This is a genomic window from Paraburkholderia bryophila, assembly GCF_013409255.1.
Classification (GTDB): Bacteria; Pseudomonadota; Gammaproteobacteria; order Burkholderiales; family Burkholderiaceae; genus Paraburkholderia.
Genome location: NZ_JACCAS010000002.1, coordinates 143,880 through 164,355, shown reverse-complemented (window position 1 = coordinate 164,355; position 20,476 = coordinate 143,880). Strand labels below are relative to the sequence as shown.

At 64.8% G+C, this 20,476-nt stretch carries 19 protein-coding genes; 9 read left to right on the top strand and 10 right to left on the bottom strand.

All coding sequences use genetic code 11. The features are described 5' to 3' along the window. Positions 1-36: 36 nt before the first annotated feature. Complete coding sequence (locus GGD40_RS22035; RefSeq protein ID WP_179713011.1) at positions 37-1,479, top strand: nicotinate phosphoribosyltransferase; 1,443 nt, start codon at positions 37-39, stop codon at positions 1,477-1,479. Here the strand turns inward: GGD40_RS22035 and GGD40_RS22030 are convergent, their stop codons facing one another. The 3 genes from GGD40_RS22030 to GGD40_RS22020 all read right to left on the bottom strand — a co-directional run bounded on the left by GGD40_RS22030 (position 1,480) and on the right by GGD40_RS22020 (position 5,047). Further along, the gene (locus GGD40_RS22030) at positions 1,480-3,336 is read right to left on the bottom strand and encodes an ABC transporter ATP-binding protein/permease (RefSeq protein WP_179745084.1); all 1,857 of its coding nucleotides are present in this window, start codon (positions 3,334-3,336) and stop codon (positions 1,480-1,482) included. Positions 3,337-3,340: 4 nt separating this feature from the next. Then, on the bottom strand, positions 3,341-4,234 hold the full coding sequence (locus GGD40_RS22025) for an extracellular solute-binding protein (protein WP_179745083.1): 894 nt from the start codon (positions 4,232-4,234) through the stop codon (positions 3,341-3,343). An 84-nt stretch (positions 4,235-4,318) separates the two neighbouring features. Beyond that, positions 4,319-5,047, bottom strand: coding sequence for a hypothetical protein (locus tag GGD40_RS22020; protein WP_257030546.1), 729 nt, complete (start codon positions 5,045-5,047; stop codon positions 4,319-4,321). A 168-nt stretch (positions 5,048-5,215) separates the two neighbouring features. Between GGD40_RS22020 and GGD40_RS22015 the strand changes: the two genes are divergently transcribed. From GGD40_RS22015 to GGD40_RS22005, 3 genes are all read left to right on the top strand, one after another. Further along, a complete protein-coding gene (locus GGD40_RS22015) occupies positions 5,216-5,704 on the top strand; it encodes a molybdopterin-dependent oxidoreductase (protein WP_179745082.1) in 489 nt (162 codons plus the stop codon). Between the two features lie 84 nt (positions 5,705-5,788). Further along, positions 5,789-6,388, top strand: coding sequence for a nitrogen fixation protein NifQ (locus tag GGD40_RS22010; RefSeq protein ID WP_179713032.1), 600 nt, complete (start codon positions 5,789-5,791; stop codon positions 6,386-6,388). A 40-nt stretch (positions 6,389-6,428) separates the two neighbouring features. Next, complete coding sequence (locus GGD40_RS22005) at positions 6,429-6,839, top strand: winged helix-turn-helix domain-containing protein (protein ID WP_373565343.1); 411 nt, start codon at positions 6,429-6,431, stop codon at positions 6,837-6,839. A 122-nt stretch (positions 6,840-6,961) separates the two neighbouring features. Here the strand turns inward: GGD40_RS22005 and GGD40_RS22000 are convergent, their stop codons facing one another. The 3 genes from GGD40_RS22000 to GGD40_RS21990 form a co-directional block, all read right to left on the bottom strand. After that, on the bottom strand, positions 6,962-8,323 hold the full coding sequence (locus GGD40_RS22000) for a DUF2325 domain-containing protein (RefSeq protein ID WP_179745081.1): 1,362 nt from the start codon (positions 8,321-8,323) through the stop codon (positions 6,962-6,964). 148 nt (positions 8,324-8,471) lie between these two features. Next, positions 8,472-9,065, bottom strand: coding sequence for a hypothetical protein (locus tag GGD40_RS21995; protein ID WP_179745080.1), 594 nt, complete (start codon positions 9,063-9,065; stop codon positions 8,472-8,474). A gap of 282 nt (positions 9,066-9,347) precedes the next feature. Beyond that, the gene (locus GGD40_RS21990) at positions 9,348-10,223 is read right to left on the bottom strand and encodes a LysR family transcriptional regulator (protein WP_179745079.1); all 876 of its coding nucleotides are present in this window, start codon (positions 10,221-10,223) and stop codon (positions 9,348-9,350) included. A gap of 133 nt (positions 10,224-10,356) precedes the next feature. Here GGD40_RS21990 and GGD40_RS21985 point away from each other — a divergent pair, with 133 nt between their 5' ends. The 3 genes from GGD40_RS21985 (at position 10,357) to GGD40_RS21975 (ending at position 13,538) form a co-directional block, all read left to right on the top strand. Next, on the top strand, positions 10,357-11,958 hold the full coding sequence (locus tag GGD40_RS21985; RefSeq protein ID WP_179745078.1) for an MFS transporter: 1,602 nt from the start codon (positions 10,357-10,359) through the stop codon (positions 11,956-11,958). 131 nt (positions 11,959-12,089) lie between these two features. Continuing rightward, positions 12,090-12,569 (top strand): nuclear transport factor 2 family protein, encoded by a 480-nt coding sequence (locus GGD40_RS21980; RefSeq protein ID WP_179745077.1) that lies wholly within the window; start codon positions 12,090-12,092, stop codon positions 12,567-12,569. 90 nt (positions 12,570-12,659) lie between these two features. Further along, positions 12,660-13,538: a 2OG-Fe(II) oxygenase gene (locus GGD40_RS21975; protein ID WP_179713044.1), complete on the top strand. Its 879-nt coding sequence runs from the start codon at positions 12,660-12,662 to the stop codon at positions 13,536-13,538. A 31-nt stretch (positions 13,539-13,569) separates the two neighbouring features. Here GGD40_RS21975 and GGD40_RS21970 read toward each other — a convergent pair whose 3' ends face one another. The 4 genes from GGD40_RS21970 to GGD40_RS21955 form a co-directional block, all read right to left on the bottom strand. Continuing rightward, positions 13,570-14,241 (bottom strand): cation diffusion facilitator family transporter, encoded by a 672-nt coding sequence (locus GGD40_RS21970; RefSeq protein ID WP_257030545.1) that lies wholly within the window; start codon positions 14,239-14,241, stop codon positions 13,570-13,572. Between the two features lie 113 nt (positions 14,242-14,354). Further along, on the bottom strand, positions 14,355-14,789 hold the full coding sequence (locus tag GGD40_RS21965; RefSeq protein WP_179745075.1) for a GNAT family N-acetyltransferase: 435 nt from the start codon (positions 14,787-14,789) through the stop codon (positions 14,355-14,357). 111 nt (positions 14,790-14,900) lie between these two features. Beyond that, complete coding sequence (locus tag GGD40_RS21960; RefSeq protein ID WP_179745074.1) at positions 14,901-16,340, bottom strand: MFS transporter; 1,440 nt, start codon at positions 16,338-16,340, stop codon at positions 14,901-14,903. 312 nt (positions 16,341-16,652) lie between these two features. Beyond that, positions 16,653-17,534, bottom strand: a complete 882-nt coding sequence (locus tag GGD40_RS21955; protein WP_179745073.1) for an isocitrate lyase/PEP mutase family protein — start codon at positions 17,532-17,534, stop codon at positions 16,653-16,655. A 207-nt stretch (positions 17,535-17,741) separates the two neighbouring features. Between GGD40_RS21955 and prpR the strand changes: the two genes are divergently transcribed. Both prpR and ahpC read left to right on the top strand, forming a co-directional pair. Then, a complete protein-coding gene (gene prpR, locus GGD40_RS21950) occupies positions 17,742-19,745 on the top strand; it encodes a propionate catabolism operon regulatory protein PrpR (protein ID WP_179713054.1) in 2,004 nt (667 codons plus the stop codon). 136 nt (positions 19,746-19,881) lie between these two features. Continuing rightward, positions 19,882-20,445, top strand: a complete 564-nt coding sequence (gene ahpC, locus GGD40_RS21945) for an alkyl hydroperoxide reductase subunit C (RefSeq protein WP_035557742.1) — start codon at positions 19,882-19,884, stop codon at positions 20,443-20,445. The last annotated feature ends 31 nt before the right edge of the window (positions 20,446-20,476 follow it).

Here is a 20,476-nt window from a genome sequence, read left to right as displayed (position 1 = left end):
TCACTATCGAGAGCGCCTTCGGGCGCCGCATCGTCCATGCACAACGTTAGCCACGGTCTCAACGACATCGCGTCGATCCTGTCGAATCCGATCCTCAACACGGATTCGTACAAGGCCTCGCATTACCTGCAATATCCGCCCGAAGCGTCGGCGATGTTCTCGTACATCGAGTCGCGCGGCGGACGCTATGGCCGCACGCTGTTCTTCGGCTTGCAGATGCTGATCAAGGAGTATTTGTGCCGGCCGATCACCCCGGCGATGATCGATCAGGCCAAGGCCTTTTTCACCGCGCACGGCGAGCCGTTCAACGAAGCCGGCTGGCGCTATATCGTCGAGCAATTCGGCGGCTATCTGCCGGTGCGAATTCGCGCGGTGCCGGAGGGATCGGTCGTGCCGACTCACAACGTGCTGGTCACGGTGGAATGCGACGATCCGCAGGTGTTCTGGCTGGCCTCGTATCTGGAGACCATGCTGCTGCGCGTCTGGTATCCGATCACGGTGGCAACGCAAAGCTGGCATTTGCGCCAGACGATCCGCGCCGCGCTGGAACAGAGCAGCGACGATCTCACGCAATTGCCGTTCAAGCTGCACGATTTCGGCGCGCGCGGCGTGTCGAGTGCGGAGTCGGCCGCGATTGGCGGCGCCGCGCATCTGGTCAGTTTCATGGGCTCGGATACGGTGCTCGGCGTGGTCGCGGCGAACCACTACTACAACGAAACCATGGCGGCGTTTTCGGTGCCGGCGGCGGAGCACAGCACGATCACGTCATGGGGCCGCGAGCGCGAAACCGACGCGTTCCGCAACATGCTCGCGCAGTTCGGCAAGCCGGGCGCGATCGTTTCGGTGGTGTCCGACTCCTACGATCTGTTCGCCGCGCTCGACGTGTGGGGCACCGAGTTGAAACAGGCAGTGCTCGATTCCGGCGGCATGCTGGTGATCCGGCCGGACTCCGGCGATCCGCAGACTATCGTGTTGCAAACCTTGCGCGCGCTCGATGCGTCGTTCGGTTCGACATTGAATGGCAAAGGAAGGCGCGTGCTCGACAACGTCCGCGTGATTCAGGGCGATGGTGTGAATCCGGAATCGATCGCGGCCATTCTTGCGGCGATGGACGAAGCCGGTTTCGCGGCGGACAACATCGTGTTCGGCATGGGCGGCGCGCTGTTGCAGCAGATCAATCGCGACACGCAGCGTTTCGCGATGAAGTGCTCGGCGATCCGTCTCGGCGACGACTGGCACGACGTGCTCAAGGATCCGGTCACGGATGCCGGCAAGCGCTCGATGAAAGGGCGCCTCACGCTGCTGCGAAATCGCCACACTGGCGAGTATCGAACCACGACGCTGCCGCTCGAGTGGGATGAGCGTACCGCTGAAAGCGATTGGGACGACGCGCTGGTGACGGTGTTCGATTCCGGCAAGCTGCTGATCGACGTCTCGCTCACCGATATTCGCCACCGCGCTCACGCGCACGAAGGCTAATTAAGCGGCGGCGCCTGGCAGCCAAACCGTCACGCCTGCCGCTCGCACGTCGATCTGGCAGGGCGCGCCTTCACGCAGGTGCGCATCTTCGCTGGCCAGGTCGAAATGAACACCGCCGAAATTCACGCGGAGATAGCGCTCGCCGCGACGCAACTCGACCGTTTCGACCACGCCGTTGTGCTCGCCGTCCGGTGAAATCGTCACCGCGTGCGACGAGACCCGCCACATCACGTGTTGTCCGGCCTGCAGATCGCGTCCGCTTGCGCCCGTGCCGATCGTCATCGAGAGGCCCGGAGCGATTTCGACTTGCGCTGGACCCGTCATCACGCCTTCGCCGATGTTGTGCAAACCGAGCAGGCCGGCTACCCGCATCGAGGCTGGCCGTTCGAATACGGCATCGATAAAGCCGGCCTGCAGCACGCGCCCCTGTTCGACTACGAGCACTTCGTCGGCCAGCAACGCGGCTTCGTCAGGATCATGCGTGACGATGATCGTCACCGCGGCGATCTCGCGCTGCAATGTGCGCAGCGATTGCTGCAGACGGCGCCGTCGTGGCGTGTCCAGCGCGGCGAACGGTTCGTCGAACAGCAGCAGTTCGCTATGCCGCGTCAGCGCTCGCGCCAATGCCACCCGTTGGCGCTGGCCGAACGACAACTGATGCGGCAGACGCGCGACCAGTTGCGCGAGACCCAGATGCTCCAGCCAGTAACGCGCGCTCGCGGCGTCGGCATCGACGGGAAAGCTCAGTTGCCGCGCCACGCTCATGTGCGGAAACAGGCCGTAGTCTTGCGGCATGTAGCCGATCTGACGACGCTCGGGCGGCAGCGTGTGTAGTTGCTTTTCACCGAGTTGCACCGTGCTCGTTGTGTTGGAGTCGAGGCCTGCGATCAGTCGCAGCGCGAGCGATTTGCCTGAGCCCGATGGCCCGATGATCGCGAGGCGGCGCGTGGCGGGTGTCCACGCAATGTCGAGATCGAATGCACCGAGTTGGCGTCGCAGATGAAACGCGAGGCGCTGGTCTTCAGCCTCGCCACGGCTCGCCGCCGCCGGCTCGGCGATGGGTTCCAGCGCGTCGTCGCCATTTTCGGTTTGTTCCAGCGCCGCTTTTTGCCGAAGGCTGTAAATCGACAAGGCCGCACAGAGAATCGCGATGGCCAGCGTGGGCAGCAGCAACGGCATCATCGCGGGCAGCCCCTGGCCGCCGAATACGACGTACGTGTAGACCGGCAACGAATACGGGTGATAAGCGACCATCACGGTCGCGCCGAATTCGCCGAACGCGCGCAGCCACGCGAGCGCGAGCCCGGCGCGGATAGCCGGCCACGCGACCGGCAACATGACACGGAAAAAACGGCTGCCGGCGCGATGGCCGAGCGTCGCGGCGACGTCGTCGAGGACCGGATCGACGGCGGCGAACGCGGACTTCGCGGCGATGATCAGGAAGGGCGCCGCGACGAAGGTTTCCGCCAGCACGATGCCGGTGAACGAGTCCGTCAGCATGCCGCCGGTGAAGCGGCCCACCAGGCTATACGGCCCCAGCAGAAACAGCAGCAACACACCGCTGGTGAGCGGCGGCAGCGCTAGCGGCAACTGCACGACGAAGCCGAGCAGCGCCACCTTGCGCGAGTTCGAACGCGCCAGAAAATAGCCGAGCGGCACGCCGCCCAGCAGAATCACGAGCGAGGCCACGCTGGCGCTCGCCGCCGACACGCCGACCGCCGACCACGTGGCCGTCCAGTCGACGTTCGCCCAATCGGCCGCGCCAAGCTGCGGCACGCTGGCGATAAACGGCGCGCACAGATAGACGGCCAGCAGCGCCGCCAGCCACAGCAGCGGCCGTGCGCTCGAACGGCTCACCGCGTTACGGCGCGTTGGCGTCGATCACGGCTTGCACCGAAGGCGGCATGGCCTGAACGTTGCCGCTCACGGTCGGTTTGACGACGTCCACGCCATGTTGCTTGAGCAGCGCACGGCCTTTCTCGCTCAGCAGGAAGTCGACGAAGCTGCTCGCGCCGTTACGGTTCGGCGCGTCAGTGAGAATGGTCAGCGTGTAGCTGGCCTTGGCCTGCAATTCCGGCGCCGGACGGATCGCCGGAATCTTCAGGTCGGACGTCTCGGTCGAATAGAAAAAGCCGGCGTCGAGCTGACCCGATTGCAGGCGGCCCACCAGCGTTTCCTCAGGCAAAACCTGGGCGGGATTTTCCGCCGCGCCGAGCGTCTTCTCGACCAGGTCCGGCTGATGGTAGAGCTCGGCGGCCTTCGTCACCATGTCGACGGTGAATGCGCCCTTCGGATCGAGCTTCGGATCGGTGCGGCCGATGCGGATGCCCGGCTCCTGCAGCACCTGGTCCCAACGCTTGCTCTTGAACTGCGCGGCGAACTTGCTCTGCGGGTTGTAGCCGATCATCAGCGGCGATTCGGCGAAATTCACGTACCACGTGACGTGATCGCCGTTCGCTTCGCCCATCAGGCTCGCGTTCACCTTCGGGCTTGCGCTGATGAAAACGTCGCCGCGACGCAGCTTGCCTTTGATTTCGTTGGCGATCTTGTTCGAGCCCGCCGCATAGCCGCGGAACTGCTGGCCGGTCGCTTTCTCGAACGCGGGGCCGATGCTGCGCTCCATCAGATTGACGAGCGAACCCGCGTACAGCACGTTGACCGTGTTGCTGTCGTCGGCGAAGGCGGGCGCGGCCGTCACGATGCCGGTGACCACGACGAGTGGAGCGACGAGAGAAGCGAGTAGCTTGCGAATCATGCGATAACCCCGATACGTTATTAAGAGCGCTATATTACGACGCCATCGTGTCGTGTTGCACGGATGGCGTCATCCCGCGCGACGTCAATTCAGCGGAAAAGTGCGTACGTAGCTGGTGCCGCCGCTGGCGGTCGCGCGGTCGATCGCGTACAGCAGGCCGCGCGGCGCGTCCACGGCGACGCCGCGGGCGTCCTGAAAGTCGTTTGCAAGCACGCCGATCGTGCCGTCCGGCGCGATCCGGCACAGGCCGGTGGTGTTGCACTTGGTGTACAGCGTGCCGTGCGCGTCGACGGTCATCAGGTCGGGGCTATTGATCTGCACGAATGCGCCGCTGGCCGCCACCGCTTGCGAGCTGGCAAGCAACGCGCTGAGGCTGGCTTTGACGATGTCGTTATTCGCCTGGTCCGACACGTACACGTTGTCGCCGGACACCGCGATACCGACCGGCTTGCCGAGTCCGGTCAGCAGATCGCGTTCAACCGCCGTGTGAGCGTTCGGATCGTAGGTGATCAGGCTCAGCGCGCCTTGCGGCGGATTGCTGCCGCTCTTGATGAACCACGTGGACAGCAGACGGTTCGAGCCGATCGAAATCAGGCCGAGGCGGCGGCGCGTCGGATCGGGACCGGTCAGTGCCGCGATCGTATCGGCGCCGGTGATGCTGAACACCGCGCTTGCCGTGCCGAAGCCGAAGCGCTCGATCATCAGCGCGCCTGCGTCGGCGAAGCTCAGTTGGCTCAGGCTGTTCGACTGACCGGCGACGGTCGGCACGTTGGCGTAATGCGCGAACGCGTGGGCGTCGGGCGAGGAGAGCACGCTGCTGGTCTGATGACGCCGCCGGTCGGCTGATATGCCCGGCGATATAGTGCCTATGGACGAAGTTTCGGCGCGGTTTAATGCGCAAGCCATCGTCGCCGCGTAATATACACACGGACATAACGAATGAACAAGCCGCCAGGCTGCCGATGCTGGAGATAAGCGCGAATGGACAGTGTGAACGTGAGTGCCGCGCCGGCTGTGGACGGCGCGCTGGTTTTGAACGGACGATTCCAGCGTCCGTTGCAGCTCAGCATTGAGCAACTGAGGCAGTACGACAGCGTGCTGGCCACGCCGTTCGATCTGCGCTGCTATACGACGAACCGGTTTATTCGCAGCGTCGAGCCGTATCGTGGCGTGCGTCTGACGACGCTGATCACCGAGGCGGGTTTGCCGAATGCGGTGCCGGGTGAGTTCAAGCGGACGGTGTTTGTCGCGGTCGGGCAAGACGGGTATGTCGTGACGTTTTCGTGGCACGAGCTGTTTAACACGCCGGTTGGCGAGACCGTGCTGGTGGCTTACGAATGCGGCGGCCGTGCGCTGGATGCCGAGGAGGGGGCGCCGATTCTGTTTTCTGGTTCGGATATTCTGCCGGCGCCGCGGCATGTTAAAAGGCTTGCGCGGATCGAGGCGCAGGTTTTGACGGCTTCGGCTTAGGTTTAGGTTGTTTGGGCGAAGGCGGGCGATAGGGGGCACGCTGCAGGCGTAACATGGTCCGCTCTTCTTTCGCGTGTCGATACCATGTCTGACAATCCGCTGGCTGGTGTTGCCGCACCTGATTCGCTCGATGCGCGCGTCGCCGCACGCACGACCGCCTGGCTTTCACTCGCCACCCACGCCGCCTCGCCCGACACGCAACTATTCGCCAAGCTGATCGCCGCGCGCGACGCGCGCAACGAACTTTCGCTGCTCGGTCTGCAGCAGCCGGCATGGCGCGCGCTTCTGGCAAGACATTTCACGCGCGCATCGGCCTCTGCGCTGCCGCTCCCAGTCAATGCAATCGACCAGATCGACTTCGTCCGCACGCTTCACACGTTGTTGCTCGCGCACGCAAACGCTTCCGTCGAGCCGGCCGACGCCGATTGCCTCGCAGCGATCATCGCGCATGCCTGTTTGCGCCCAGATCACCTGTGGCGCGACCTCGGCCTGCGCGGCCGCGACGACGTCACATGGATGCTGACGCGCTACTTCCCGACACTGGTCGAACGCAACGTCGCAAACCTGCGGTGGAAGAAATTCCTGGCTGAACAACGCGCGCTTTCGCTGGGGCTAACGCCTGGCCCGGCACCCGGTTGCCCGGGCTGCGAAGACTACGGACATTGCTTTCCAAACCTCGGCTAGCCACCGTCCCACCTGGATGGCAGTGCGAGGCGGTTCGTGTATGCTTTCGCGCATGGCCGACATTGCAAAAACCAAACCCGCACCCGCGAAAAAATCCGCGAAGGTGCGCCCCGAAGTGCGCTTCAGAATGCGTATCCGTACCGGAGGCGCCGTGGCGCTCGGGCCGGGCAAAGTCGAACTGCTCGAAGCCGTACGCGAGTTCGGTTCGATCTCGGCGGCGGCGCGCAGTCTCGACATGTCGTACCGGCGCGCGTGGCTGCTCATCGACGAACTGAACCGCTCGCTGAAGTCGCCCGCCACGCATTCGGAACAGGGCGGTCAAAGCGGCGGCGGCTGCACGCTGACGCCGGTCGGCGAGACGATCGTCCGTTTGTATCGGGACGTCGAAGTGGAAGCCGAGCGAAGCTGCGCGAAGCAGATCGCCGAGTTGACGCGCTTGATTCGTTCGTGAGTTGAGGGTGTGCGACCAGCGGACCTCGGTACGGCCGACTTTCTAGCCGTAGGCTGCCGGACCGCGGATCTCCGAAGCGCAATCCGCAGAACTCGCCGCGCCCGACTCGCCCGACTCGCCCTTCAACCATGCCGCAAGCAAAACGCCGAAGGCGGCGGACTGCCCAGTTGTGCGACATGCTCAGGATGCAGCCGCGCCATCAACTCCACGAAGCTCGCCACGCTCGCCGTGCGCAATGGGTGATAGTCGATCTGATGACGTTCGCAGACGCGTTTGAGCGTGTTCATCGAATCATGGTCGATGCAGTCCACTGGAAACACCACAATATCCGCGCCCGGCAACGCGGCCGCAAGCAGGCCTTTGCGATCTTCCAACCCGCCGTCATGCACCAGCAGTTCACCACCGGCCGCATCCACGAGACGCTTTAGCGCGGTGTTCGAGCCCGGTCTGCCGCCCACATAAACGATCCGCTTGCCTTGCACGCTGTCGAGACTCGCCCGGCGCGCGCTGGTTCCCTGCGTGGCGTCGGCGGCGTCGACTGTTGCGCGTTCCAGCGCGTCGCATTCGCTTTGCACCAGCTTGAGCAGCGCGAGCGCCTGATCGTGGCTCCTGCGCAGCGCCTGTGCGGCGTCCTGTTCCTGCAGCACGCGTTGCTCGGCGGCCTCGCGGCGGCTGGTGTGCAAAGCCACGCGCTGATCGGCGTCGCTCAGCCGCTCGCGCAAGTGTTGCGCCTCGGCGGCGAGATCGGCTGCGTCGGTGGGAATCTGACGGGCGACGTTCGCGCTGAGTTGCGCGATCTGCTCGTTCAACGCGGCGATCGATGCATCGCGCTGTGCGCCCAATTCGTTCAATCGGCTTTGCTGACGTTCGATTTTCTCTTTCAGCGCGGCGTTTTCTTCTTCCAGCGCAACCAGCCGGCGAATATCCGCGCGGTTCGCCGCACCGACCAGATGCGACAGCATGTGCAGGTCGCCGAATGCTTTCTGGCGCACGGGCATCGTTGCGTGCCGATGCGTCATCAACGCCCAGTACGCCGGCGGGATGTCGCCGTTTTTCAACGCCTCGTCCCACAGTTTCAGCAACTCGACGTCGTCGCCGGCCTGGTCGAAGCGGCGGATCGCCGCCGCATAGTGCTCGTCGAGCGACTTGTGCAGCGCCTTGGCGCAGGCGCCGCCTTCAATCGCGAGTTCCACCGCGGCGTGATGAATCTCGAGGTCGCTAGCGTCGCGGCGATCGAGGTTCGTGAATTTGGGGACCAGCTTGCGCAGTTCCTGCGTGCTCAGACAGGTGCCGATGATCGAGCAATGCAGATGACCGTCGAGTTCGGCGAGGCGCGCGCGTCGCTGGGTGCCCGGCCTAGGCTGCGGCGCGTTGCCCGGCGTGCAGCATGCGTTGGTGGTGGCGTGCATGCCGGCGTTGGCAAGGTCGTCGCCGGACAGTTTCAGACGCGAAGGCTGGGCGAGGCGAAACGGGGGCGTGTGCATGAGGTCCTCGAATCCGGTTCGGGGTCAGTCGTGCTCGACGTGAACGTGACACGTGCGCGGCGGGTTTGCCGCGCACGCGCGGGCCACGATGTATTCGCGAAGATATAACGGTGAGCGAAAGGGAACGTTCATCTGCGTCACTAGCCAATCAGTCGTTGGAGCCGACGAGACTGGGTTCCGTATGCGCGTCGCGCTGAACGGCCGCCACACTGCGGCTGCGGCGGCCCGTGGCGCGCGTGCCGGCGCTTGACGCGAAGTTAGCCGTGACAGGCCCATGCTGTTCGAGAACATGGCCAACGCACAGGCCGATAAAAACGGTATCGAGCCTTTCAAGCTCCGCCACGACTTTGCGCAACGCGGCCAGATCGTTGCTGAACACGTCCGAGAAAATCGCGTCGCGCAGTTGTTCGGCCGAACGGGCTTCCTCGATGGCGGCCTTCAGGTCGTGCAGACGCGCGAATCCCGCTGCCCGGGCCCGCTCGGCGAGGATCGACAGCAACTGGTTCAGCGAATGCGAGCCCGACGTGCCGACCGACGCGAAGTTGAGCGGGTCGTTGGTCAACATCAGCACGAAGCGCTGCACGCTGCCGTACAGGCGCCGGTAAGCATCGACGACGTCGCGGATCGATTCGGCGCGGCCGCGCTCGGACGCCGATTTCACCGCGACGATCGTCGACGAAATCTCGTTCGCAAAGCGTTGGCGGCTATTTGCCGGGTCGGACGGAGTGGATCGGCTGCGCACCGCTAAAGGCTCCTGCTGGCTGGTTGGGCTTCAAGGGTCGGCGGGGCGATGGGCCAGGCTGGAGAACCAGCAGCCACGCGGCATAAAGCCGACCGTGATATTCGACAGGATATAACGAAAGGCCGCCAGGGTGTTGATCGGAACGAGCGTTCGGTTTGGGTTTGGACGGCGGTTATGCCGCGCTATAGCCTTGGTTGTGCGGCGTTTATGGCTTGGTTATGGCTTGGTTATGGCTTCGTTATGCCCAGGTTATGCCGCGTTCGTGCCTCAGTCACGCCGTCCCTATCCCTTGCGCGCGAAGTCGAGAAACGCTTTCACCGCCGCCGTTTTTTCATACTTCCGGTAGGCAATCGCGATTTCCGACGCGATCGCCTTGCCGGCGATGTCGCGGTACACGACACCGGGCAGCACGACGCATTCGGCCAGCGTCTGCGGCACCACCGCGACTTTGCCGCCCAGCGACACGCAGGCCAGCACGGACGCGAGCGTGCCGGGCCGGGGCCCGAGGCGAGGTGAGAAGCGCCCGCGCCGCGCCACTTCGAAGGTGGGCGCCTCCTGTTCCGGCAGCACGAACCACTGGTCGTGCAGTTGCGCGGGTTTGACGGTTTCCGACGCGGCCAGCGGGGAGTCCGCGGGAATGGCCAGCACGAACCGGTCGTGATGCACGGTGGCGGCCTGAATGCCGTCGGCGAGCGGCATCGGCGGACGGACATAGGCGGCGTCGAGCAGACCGTCGTGCAGCATGGCGGCGACGGCGTCCATCGGCACCTCGCGAATCGAAATCTCGATGCCGGGATGCGTGTCGCGAAAGCCGCCGACCGACCGTTGCAGCACGCCCGCATAAACCGCCGACGCCACATAGCCGACTTCGATCCGCCCTAATTCGCCGCGCTCGGCGAGCAGCGCGCGCTCTTCGCCGCGAGCGAGGTGGTCGAGCGCGGTGAGCGCCTCGACGAGGTACGCGTTGCCGGCGGCGCTCAGCGCCACCGAGCGTTTGGTGCGATGAAAGAGGCGCACGCCGAGCAGGCGTTCGGCTTCCTGGATCAGCTTGGTCAGCGACGGCGCGGCGATGCCCAGTTCGTCTGCGGCGCGCGAGAAATGCAGCTGTTTTGCGACGCAAACGAAGGCATGGATATGGCGGAGTTCGAGTTGGCGCATGGGCGCTTGTATTTCACTTAAGGCTAATTATTTTGCGATTCTATGCCAATGACAGGAAATACAGACATCGCTACGATGAGGTGACTTTCTTTCCCCTTTCTTTCCCCGCTCTTTCCCGTTAGACACAGCATTCATGCCACCTGACTCCGCCCACGCCACAACTCCCGCGCCCGCGCCCACGGCTACGCCCGCACCCGCGCCGGCCGCCAACCCCGCCTTCATCCTCGCCACCGCCTCCGCGACCTGCGCGCTGATCGTGCTCGACACCAACGTCGTCGCCGTCTCGCTGCCGTCGATCGCGCGCTCGTTCCACGCGAGTTTCGCCGACGTCGAATGGGTCGTCAGCGCCTATATGGTCGCGTTCGCCTCGTGTTTGCTGCCCGCGGGCGGTCTGGCCGACCGCGTCGGCCGCAAGAAGATGCTGTTGCTCGGGCTCGCCGTGTTCTTTCTGGCGTCGCTCGGTTGTGGCGTGGCGCCGTCCGCGCTGTTGCTGAACCTCGCGCGCGCGGTCAAGGGCGTGGGCGCCGCGATGCTGCTCACCGCGGCGCTCGCGGTGATCGCGAATACCTTCCAAGAAGGACCGGCGCGCGTGCGCGCATGGGCGGTGTGGGGCACCTGCATGGGACTCGCGACCACCATCGCGCCGCTGGTCGGCGGCGTGATCACGCAATGGCTAGGCTGGCGCTGGATCTTTCTGCTGAACCTGCCGGTGTGCGCGGTACTGGCGTGGTGCGCGTCGCGCGCGATCGTCGAATCGCGCAATCCGCAGCGCGGTCCGCTCGACGTCGCCGGCGGCTTGCTGTTCGGGCTGGCGCTGTCGCTCGGCATCTGGGCCTTGATCGAGGTGCCCGCCGACGGCCTCGCGAGCTGGCCCACCGTCGCCAGGCTCGCAGGCTGCGCGCTGCTGCTTGGCTGGTTCGTCCAGTTGCAGCGCGTGCGGGCGCACGCCATGGTCGATCTCGCGCTGTTCCGGCAGCCGCGCTTCGTCGCCGCCGTGCTCGCGATGTTCGGTTACGCCGCCTGCGCGCAGGTCATGATGACGTTCCTGCCGCTGTATCTGCAGAACGCGTTCGGGTTGTCGGCGGTGGCGGCGGGCGTCGGCATGCTGCCGTTCGCGCTGGCCATGGTGGTCGGGCCGTACATCGGCGCAGCGCTCGGCAAGCGGTTTTCGGCGATGACGCTACTGTCGGCCGGCTTGTTGCTGATCGCGCTGGGCAATCTGCTGACGGCGCTGGTGGCCGGTGACGAACGCTACGCGCGGGTCGCGCTCGGCATGATCGTCACGGGATTGGGCGCCGGGATACTGAACGGCGATACCCAGAAAGCGATCATGGCGTGCGTGCCGCCGGAGCGAACCGGCATGGCGTCCGGCATCAGTACGACCACGCGTTTCACCGCGATCGTGACCTCGGTCGGCGTGCTCGGCGCGGTGCTCGCGGCCCGCACCCACACGGCTTTCGTCGCCAATGCGCCGCTCACGCCCGACGTCAAGGCCGCGCTCGACGCCGGCTTCATGTCCCGCGTGCTGGCAGGCGACACGGCGCAAGCCACCGCGTCGATGTCATCGGCACTGCGACTGACGTTGATATCGGCCGCGCACGCGAGCTTTGCCAGCGGCTTTGCCGCCGCGCTCGGGCTGGCCGGGCTCGCCGCCGCGGCGATTGCCGCCGGCGTCTGGCTGCTGGGTGGCCGGGCCGAAGCGGCGCGGCTACGTGGGATGGTGTCGAACGGCTAGAGCGCGGCTGGGCTATCCAGCCCGCGCCGTTTTCCGATATTGTGTGCTGCGTGCTCGCGCCCGAATGACCGCGCAGCACTTCCGGACCCAAGGTTCTTCGCTAACCCCGGCAACGCAGAATACGAAAAAAAATGAGCCAAACCAACAACGCATTGATCGAGCGGTTTTACACGGCCTTCCAGCAGCGCGACGCCGAAGCCATGGCCGCCTGCTATACCGACGACGTGGTCTTCAGCGATCCCGTGTTCGGCGAATTGCGCGGGGACGAAGCGCGCGACATGTGGCGCATGCTGGTGGCGCGTGCGCAGAACTTCTCGCTGACGTTCGACAACGTCGACTCGGACGAGCGTAACGGCCGCGCCCACTGGGTCGCCCGCTACCTGTTCAGTCAGACGGGCCGCGAGGTGGTCAACCGGATCGACGCGCGTTTCGTGTTTCGCGACGGCCGCATCGCCGAACATCGCGACAGTTTCGATTTGTGGCTCTGGTCGCGTCAGGCATTGGGCGTCAAAGGGATGCTGCTCGGCTGGTCGCCGCTGGTGAAGCGCGCCATCCGCGCACAAGCGAAAAAAGGTCTGGCGCTTTATCGCGGCCGACAGTTGCAGAGCTGACCGTCCGCCGCCGCCCATCCGACCTCCCGCTTGCCATGCGCCGGCGAGTTGATACAGTATTTCGTCACGCCGACGAAACGAGGGGATGTCATGCCAGTAGTGGATTCCGCCTGGGAAGAGTGGCTCAGCAGCAATGTGGCGCGCGGCTGCAGCGTGGATTCGATGATCGATTCGATGGTGCAGGCCGGTTTCGCTGCCGACGCCGCGCGCGCGGCCGTCCACAAGGCGTTCGGCCAGGAAGCGCAGGACGTCGGCGCGGCGTCGCTCGCCGCGACCGAGGCCGTGCTCGCCAAAACCGCGCCGCGCACCTATCACTACGATGATTCGCCGGTCGCCGCCGGCAACGTGATCCGCGCCCACGACCGCGACGTGCGCGTGCTGATGCGCTGCGAACGGCCGCAAGTGATCGTGTTCGCCGACGTGCTGTCGCCCGAAGAGTGCGAGGAGATGATCGAGCGTTCGCGGCATCGGCTGAAACGCTCCACAATCGTCAATCCGGACACCGGCAAGGAGGATGTGATCCGCAACCGCACCAGCGAGGGCATCTGGTATCAGCGCGGCGAGGACGCGTTCATCGAGAAGCTGGACCGCCGCATCTCCAGCCTGATGAACTGGCCGGTCGAAAACGGCGAAGGGCTGCAGATTCTGCACTACGGCGTGACCGGTGAATACCGTCCGCATTTCGACTACTTCCCACCCGATCAACCCGGCAGTGCGGTGCATACCGCGCAGGGCGGCCAGCGCGTGTCGACCTTGGTGATCTATCTGAACGACGTGCCCGACGGTGGCGAAACGATCTTCCCGGAAGCGGGCTTGTCGGTCGCGGCCAACCAGGGCGGCGCGGTGTACTTCCGCTATATGAACGGCCAGCGCCAGCTCGATCCGCTGACCTTGCACGGCGGCTCGCCCGTGCTCGGCGGCGACAAATGGATCATGACGAAGTGGATGCGCGAACGCGCCTACGGCTGACGCCGCGCTATTCGGCTCGTTATTCGACGCGTTATTCGACCGTCTGGCCGACCGTGATGGTGGCGGCGTCGGTCGAGCCGGCGAGCAGTTGCTTCAAGGCGGCGCGTCCGCTCGTGTAACCCATCCGCAGGATCATCAGGCCGATCGCGGCGCCGGCCACGTGGTCGAGCACCGGCACACCGGCCAGACTGCCGGCCAGTCCCAACGTCGCGACCAACGCCGACACCGCATCCACGCGAGCGTGATAGGCGCTTGCCAGCAGCATCGCCGAACCGGTGCGGCGGGCTTCGGCGCGCAGGTAGCGAAACAGCGTTTCCTTGGCGATCGTGACGAAGCCGCTGATGGCGAGCGCGCCGATATGCATGGCGGTGCTGTCGGTTAGCGTCGACGTCTGCGCGACGCTGTTCCACAGCATTTCGATGGCCGTGACGCTCAGCACGGTGGCGATGAAGAGCGACGCCAGCGCCTGCTCGACGCCGTTGCCGGCGGCGTGCGGGGTGGTGCCGCGCTGTCGCGTGGTGAGGTAGAGCACGACCAGCACGACGCTGTCGGCGGCGAGATCGCTCAGCGTGTGGATGCCGTCGGCAAACAGTCCGTCCGAATGCGCCGTCACGCCGATGGCAATTTGCATCGCGCAGAGGAACGCGTTGAGCAGCGCGCTCGTGGAGGCGGCCTTAAACAAGGTGCCCGCCGAGAAAGGCATGGCTGCGGCAGTCGCGCTCGAAAAGCTGGGACATTGGGTGGGGACCGTTTTTCTGTTGTCGCAGCAAAGTACCGGGCGAACGTGGCACGGCGATGACAGCGGTCCGACGGCGCTCAGTCCGTCTTGTAGATAGCCGGGTTATGCAACTCCATATAACGCTCCGGATTCGCGAGCCCGGTAAAACCATGCGGCGCGTACACGTGATGCGCGTCGCTCGTGACCAGCACGATGCGTCGCAAACCGGCGAGCGAGGGGCTCGCGAAAATGTGCTTCAGCAACGCGGACGCGACGCCCTTGCCGCGATACTCCGGCAACACGAAAACGTCGCACAGGTACGCGAAAGTGGCTTGGTCCGTAACAAGACGCACGAACGCGATCTGGCGGCCGTCGAGATAGCCGCCGAAACATAGCGAGCCCGCGACGGCGCGCTCGAACGTGTCGCGCGGCATGCCCTTGGCCCACGGGGTCTGCTGCGTCAGGAAGGTGTAAATCATCTCGATGTCGAGATCGGCCTTGTTGCTCGAGATGGTCAAATCGTTCGCTTGCACCGCGTGTCTCCTCCTGTTTATCGACGCTTCAAAAGGATACGGCGGTGCTGCGTTTCGCACACCGCCGTATCGGGTCACTGTCTCAGGCCGTGACGTGTAACGCCTCCGCCGTCAACCCTTCGCGGGATCTTCATTGCCGCGCGAGCCGCCGCCGATGCTTTGCCCGGCGTTATGCGGCAGGCCCCAGTAGCCGATCACGGACACCAGCGTCAGCACGCCGGCGAGCAGAAACGCGAGGCGGAAATCGTCGAGCGTGAACACGCGGCCGGTCGTCTCGCCGTTGAAGAATGCCGCCGCCCGCAGCGACACCGCGCCGAACGCGATGCCCAGGCCGATGGTCATCTGCGCCGCGGCGCTCCACAGCGTGCTGGCCGCGCTCATCTGCGGTTGCGCGACGTCGGCATAGGCGAGGGTGGCGAGCGTGGAAAATTGCATGGAGCGCGCCACGCCGTAGACGAACACGACGGTCAGCACCAGCGGGAGCGGCACGTTCGGCGTCAGCAGTCCGCAGGCGATGATGAACAGGCCCGCCACCGTCACATCGACGATCGACACCATGCGGAAGCCGTAGCGCTGCAGAATCCGCGTGGTCAGCGCCTTCATGCCGAGATTGCCGAGCGCGCTCGCGAGCAGCAAGAGCCCTGACTTGAACGCGGACAAACCGAAGCCGACCTGGAACAGCAGCGGCATCAGATACGGCACCGCGCCGATGCCGATCCGCGTGAACGAGCCGGTCACGACAGTCACGGAAAAGGTCGGAATTTTCAGCGTGGACACGTCGATCAGCGGATGCGGATGACGCTTCGCATGCTGAAACGCCACCACGCCCATCAGCAAGCCGAACAGCACGACCGCGCCGGCGACCCACGGATTCTCGCCGGGCTGGCTCGCCAGTTCCGCGCCGTACAGAATCGCGGTGAGCGTTGTGCCGCTGAGCAGCAGGCCGACCACGTCGAGCGGCTTGCGCTCCGTGCCGCGCAGGTTCGGCACCAGGGCGAGCACCACCGCCATGACCGCAATGCCCACCGGCACGTTGAGCAGAAAGATCCAGCGCCACGACGCATAGGTCGTGATGAAGCCGCCAACCGGCGGTCCGATCACCGGCGCGGCGATCGCCGGCCACGTGATGGTGGAAATCGCCTGCATCATGCGGCTTTTTTCGGTGCTGCGGACCACGATCAGACGGCCCACCGGCACCATCATCGCGCCGCCGATACCCTGCAGCAGACGCGCCGCGGTGAATTCCGCGACGTTCTGCGACAGCCCGCACAACACCGAAGCCACCGTGAACACACCGATCGCGCTGAAGAACACCGTGCGCGACCCGCAGCGATCGGCGACCCAGCCGCTCACCGGGATAAAGATCGCCAGCGCCAGCATGTAGGCCGTCATGCCGAGACTGAGGCTGTTGGGACCGACGCCGAACGAGTGCGCCATCTGCGGCAGCGCGGTGGCGATCACCGTGGTGTCGAGATACTCCATGAAGAAGGTCGCCGCGACGATGTACGGCAGCCAGCCAATGTGCGAATTGCGTGCGCTGCCTGCGGTCATTGTCCGATCCTCGTTGCCGGCGTGTGGGATACGAGGGCGCGTACGACGAGTGGGCGGCTGGCGCGATTCTCAACAGGCTTCATGTTCTTGCAACTACCTTTCGAAAGCGGGTTTCCGGCATGCGGATATAGACGCGCAAGGAGATTGCGGCCTAGACGGTGACGTGCCGGTAGAAATAGGGCGCGTGGCCGCTAGCCCTGAATCGTAACGCAACCGACCCGCCTGTATCGCCGGGGATTGCCGTCATAACGGCGGATGGCCGGCCGACCGCAACCGTGCGACGGCCCTTCGTCTCCCGGTGACCTCTCCGCCTCAGTCCTTCGCGGCGTACTCGCGATCCAGCTTGTCGTACAGCGGCTTGTTGACGAGGCGCTGACGTTCGCTGAACGGCGCGACCAGCGTGGCGTCCTCGTCGAGACGGCCGTTGCTTTTCAGCGTGCCGAGCGCGCGCTGCATGCCAAGTACCGCGCCCTGCAGCGCCGCGTTTGCGTACAGCACGATGCCGTAGCCGAGTTTCGCCAGCGCTTCACGCGACTGCACCGGCGTCTTGCCGCCGATCACGATGTTGATCAGTTGCGGCGTGTCGAACAGCCCCGGCAGTCGTTCGATGTCGGCCAGCGATTCGGTCGCCTCGATAAACAGAATGTCGGCGCCGGCTTCGATGAAGCGATGACCGCGCTCGATCGCGTCTTCGATACCGTGGACCGCAGCCGCGTCGGTGCGCGCCATGATCTGTAGATTGCCGTCTTCGCGAGCGTCGACGGCCGCGCGGATCTTGCCGACCATCTCGCTCGCGCTGACCACTTCCTTGCCGGCAAAGTGGCCGCACTTCTTCGGCATGATCTGGTCTTCGAACTGGATCACGTCGGCGCCGCTGCGTTCGAGCACGCGCACGGTCTGGCGCACGTTCAGCGCATTGCCGAAACCGGTATCGGCGTCGACGATCAGCGGCAGCGCGACCGCGTCGCGAATCCGCGCGGTGTGCTCGGCGACTTCCGCGAGACCGATGAAACCGAGGTCGGGCAGGCCCAACGACATGTTGGTGACGCCCGCGCCGGTAATGTAGATCGCCTCGAAACCGGCGTCCTCGATGACGCGCGCGCTCATCGCATTGAAAGCGCCGGGCACGAGCAGGCCTTGGCGTTCGTTGACTTTGGCGCGGAACGCGGCGCGGCGGATGGCGGAAGTGGTCATGACGGTGTGTCTCCAGTTGGAAAGAGGATTAAACGAAGCTGGACGTAAGTTTGCAGGAACCATGCCATTGGCGCGCTTTTAAAGCTTTGTACTAAATAATCAGTGACTTAGACGCAATGCGAGGCGTGCGGCGGTTCGTGGCACAATGCATGCACCGTTCCATGAAACGTTTCATGGAACGTTCCATATTTGAAGCGGAGTGCCGTGGTGTCTACTTTCACGTCGTCCCTGGCGGCGCCGCAGGCGGGCCGGCCGGGCGTTGCACTGGTCAGTATCAGCCGGTTGCAATCGCTTTGCGAGACCGTCGCGCCGCGCTACGCCGAGCGCGCGCGATTCTTTTCGGTACGCGAGGGCTACGGCGCGGCCGTCACGGCCTTGCAGGCCTATGTGGACGCGGGCGCCGTCGACGTCGTGCTAGCTGCCGGGTCGAACGGCGCGTATCTGCGCGACAACCTGAACGTGCCGGTCGTGATGGTGAAGGTGAACGGCTTCGACGTGCTGAGCGCGATCACCCGCGCCACTACGACGTGGCCCGGCGCGCAGATCGGCCTGGTGTTGCACGAGACGATCTCGCACGAACTGGCGGACCTGAGCGCGTGGCTGAAAGTCGGCCTGAAGCAGCGCGCCTACCAGTCGATCGACGAAGTGCGGCTCGCCGTCGCCAATCTGGCCGCCGAGGGCTGCAGCGTGATCATCGGTCCCGGCATGGCCTGCGACGTCGCGCAGCAGGTGGGCCTGGCCAGTGTGTTTCTGTACTCGCTGGGCGCGGTCGAAGAAGCATTCGAGCGCTCGGTGGAACTGGCGCGCGTGAGCCGGCAAAAGGAAGCGAAGCGCGAGCGGCTGAATACGATCGTCGGCCATCTGCGCGACGGCGTGGCCGCCTTCGACGAAGCCGGCCAGCTCGAAGCGGTCAACCCGGCCATGCTCGATCTGCTGGGCTTCGATGCCCCGAAAGACATGCTGCTGGCCGGCCGCGAACGGGACGTGGCTGCGCAGGTGTCGCAGGCCGTCGGGCCGTTGTTGCGCGAAATGCTCGAACAGGGCCAGCCGATCGAGGAGCGTGTCGAGCAGATCGGCGGCCGGGCGCTGATCGTCAACTGTGTGCCGGTCGTGGAGCAGGGCGTGCGTTCCGGGTCGGTCGTGACGCTGCAGGATGCGCTGGTCGCGCAGCGCATCGACCGCTCGCTGCGCACCAGTCAGCGGCCGAGGCATCAGGTAGCGCGGCATTATCTGGGCGATCTGGTCGGCGATTCGGCGGCGCTCGAGCGGGTGCGGCGGCTGGCTCGCGCGGGCGCGGCGCACGACGCCACCGTGTTGCTCACCGGCGAAAGCGGCACCGGCAAGGAGCTGGTTGCGCAGGGCATTCACAACGCGAGCCGACGGCGCGGCAATCCGTTCGTCGCGTTCAATTGCGCGGCGTTGCCCGAGGGGCTGATCGAAAGCGAACTGTTTGGGCACGAGGAGGGCGCGTTCACCGGCGCGCGACGCGGCGGCAAGCCCGGCCTGTTCGAAATCGCGCATACCGGCACGATGTTTCTCGACGAAATCGGTGAAATGCCGGCCGCGCTGCAAAGCCGGCTGCTGCGTGTGCTGCAGGAGCGCGAGGTGATGAAACTCGGCGCCGGGCGCGCCACGCCGGTCGATGTGCGGGTGATTGCCGCGACCCATCGCGATCTGCATGCGCTGGTCGAGCAGGGCGTGTTTCGCGCGGATCTGTACTTTCGACTCAACCTGCTTCAGATAGCATTGCCGCCGCTGCGCGCACGGCGCGGTGATATCGCCCAACTGGCGCGGCACTTGTTAAGCCGCAGCGCGCTCCAATATGGTTTGTCGGACGCCGCGCTGGACCGGGTGCTGGCCTTTCTCGCCCCGTTGTTCGACGGCTACGCGTGGCCCGGCAACGTGCGGGAGCTGGAAAATCTGCTGGCGCGCGCCGCGATTTATCTCGGCGACGCCGCGATGGCGGCCACGGCCGCATCGCAAGGCGGCGAGGATTGGCAGGCGGTGTTCCCCGAATTCGGGCGGATGAAGCGGGCATCGACAGCGGATCTTGTTCAGCACGATCCTCAACCCACCGCCGACAAGGCCCGCGCCGCACCAACCCGCGAAGACGTCATGCGCGCCCTCGACGAATCGGGCGGTAACCGCGCCGCGGCAAGCCGGGCGCTGGGAATTGGCCGCACCACCCTGTGGCGCTTGATGAAAGGCTGATCCGACGCAATAGCCTGCGGCGGCGCAACAAATAGTATAAAACTATCGTAATTATTGAAACACTTCACTTTACCTATTAAGCGTCGTCTGACATACTGACTCCACTTTCCAACCACTCCGAAAGAGGACTCAGTAAATGCCGATCATCAACAGTCAAGTTAAACCGTTCAAGGCACAGGCTTTTCACAATGGCGATTTCAAGACCGTCACGGAAGAAAGCCTGAAGGGCAAGTGGTCGGTGTTCGTTTTCTATCCGGCTGACTTCACGTTTGTTTGCCCGACCGAACTGGGTGACCTGGCCGACCGTTACGACGAATTCAAGAAGCTGGGCGTTGAAATCTACAGCGTGTCGACCGACACGCACTTCACGCACAAGGCATGGCACGACACGTCGGACACGATCCAGAAGATCAAGTACCCCATGATCGCTGACCCGACGCTGGCGATCTCGCGCAACTTCGACGTGCTGATCGAAGAAGAAGGCCTGGCACTGCGCGGCACGTTCGTGATCAACCCGGAAGGCGAGATCAAGCTGTGCGAAGTGCACGACAACGGCATCGGCCGTGACGCAGGCGAACTGCTGCGCAAGGTGCAAGCTGCACAATACGTCGCGGCTCACCCGGGTGAAGTGTGCCCCGCCAAGTGGACGCCGGGCGCTGAAACGCTGACGCCGTCGCTGGACCTGATCGGCAAGATCTAAGGTCTCCAGACCGCTCGTAGCAACCGCAACA

Bases quoted from the DNA above. Each gene is read 5' to 3' on its own strand.
- GGD40_RS22035 (WP_179713011.1), top strand. From the start codon at position 37: ATGCACAACGTTAGCCACGGTCTCAACGACATCGCGTCGATCCTGTCG.
- GGD40_RS22025 (WP_179745083.1), bottom strand. From the start codon at position 4,234: ATGATTCGCAAGCTACTCGCTTCTCTCGTCGCTCCACTCGTCGTGGTC.
- GGD40_RS22015 (WP_179745082.1), top strand. From the start codon at position 5,216: ATGGACAGTGTGAACGTGAGTGCCGCGCCGGCTGTGGACGGCGCGCTG.
- GGD40_RS22010 (WP_179713032.1), top strand. From the start codon at position 5,789: ATGTCTGACAATCCGCTGGCTGGTGTTGCCGCACCTGATTCGCTCGAT.
- GGD40_RS22005 (WP_373565343.1), top strand. From the start codon at position 6,429: ATGCTTTCGCGCATGGCCGACATTGCAAAAACCAAACCCGCACCCGCG.
- GGD40_RS22000 (WP_179745081.1), bottom strand. From the start codon at position 8,323: ATGCACACGCCCCCGTTTCGCCTCGCCCAGCCTTCGCGTCTGAAACTG.
- GGD40_RS21990 (WP_179745079.1), bottom strand. From the start codon at position 10,223: ATGCGCCAACTCGAACTCCGCCATATCCATGCCTTCGTTTGCGTCGCA.
- GGD40_RS21985 (WP_179745078.1), top strand. From the start codon at position 10,357: ATGCCACCTGACTCCGCCCACGCCACAACTCCCGCGCCCGCGCCCACG.
- GGD40_RS21980 (WP_179745077.1), top strand. From the start codon at position 12,090: ATGAGCCAAACCAACAACGCATTGATCGAGCGGTTTTACACGGCCTTC.
- GGD40_RS21975 (WP_179713044.1), top strand. From the start codon at position 12,660: ATGCCAGTAGTGGATTCCGCCTGGGAAGAGTGGCTCAGCAGCAATGTG.
- GGD40_RS21970 (WP_257030545.1), bottom strand. From the start codon at position 14,241: ATGCCTTTCTCGGCGGGCACCTTGTTTAAGGCCGCCTCCACGAGCGCG.
- GGD40_RS21960 (WP_179745074.1), bottom strand. From the start codon at position 16,340: ATGACCGCAGGCAGCGCACGCAATTCGCACATTGGCTGGCTGCCGTAC.
- GGD40_RS21955 (WP_179745073.1), bottom strand. From the start codon at position 17,534: ATGACCACTTCCGCCATCCGCCGCGCCGCGTTCCGCGCCAAAGTCAAC.
- ahpC (WP_035557742.1), top strand. From the start codon at position 19,882: ATGCCGATCATCAACAGTCAAGTTAAACCGTTCAAGGCACAGGCTTTT.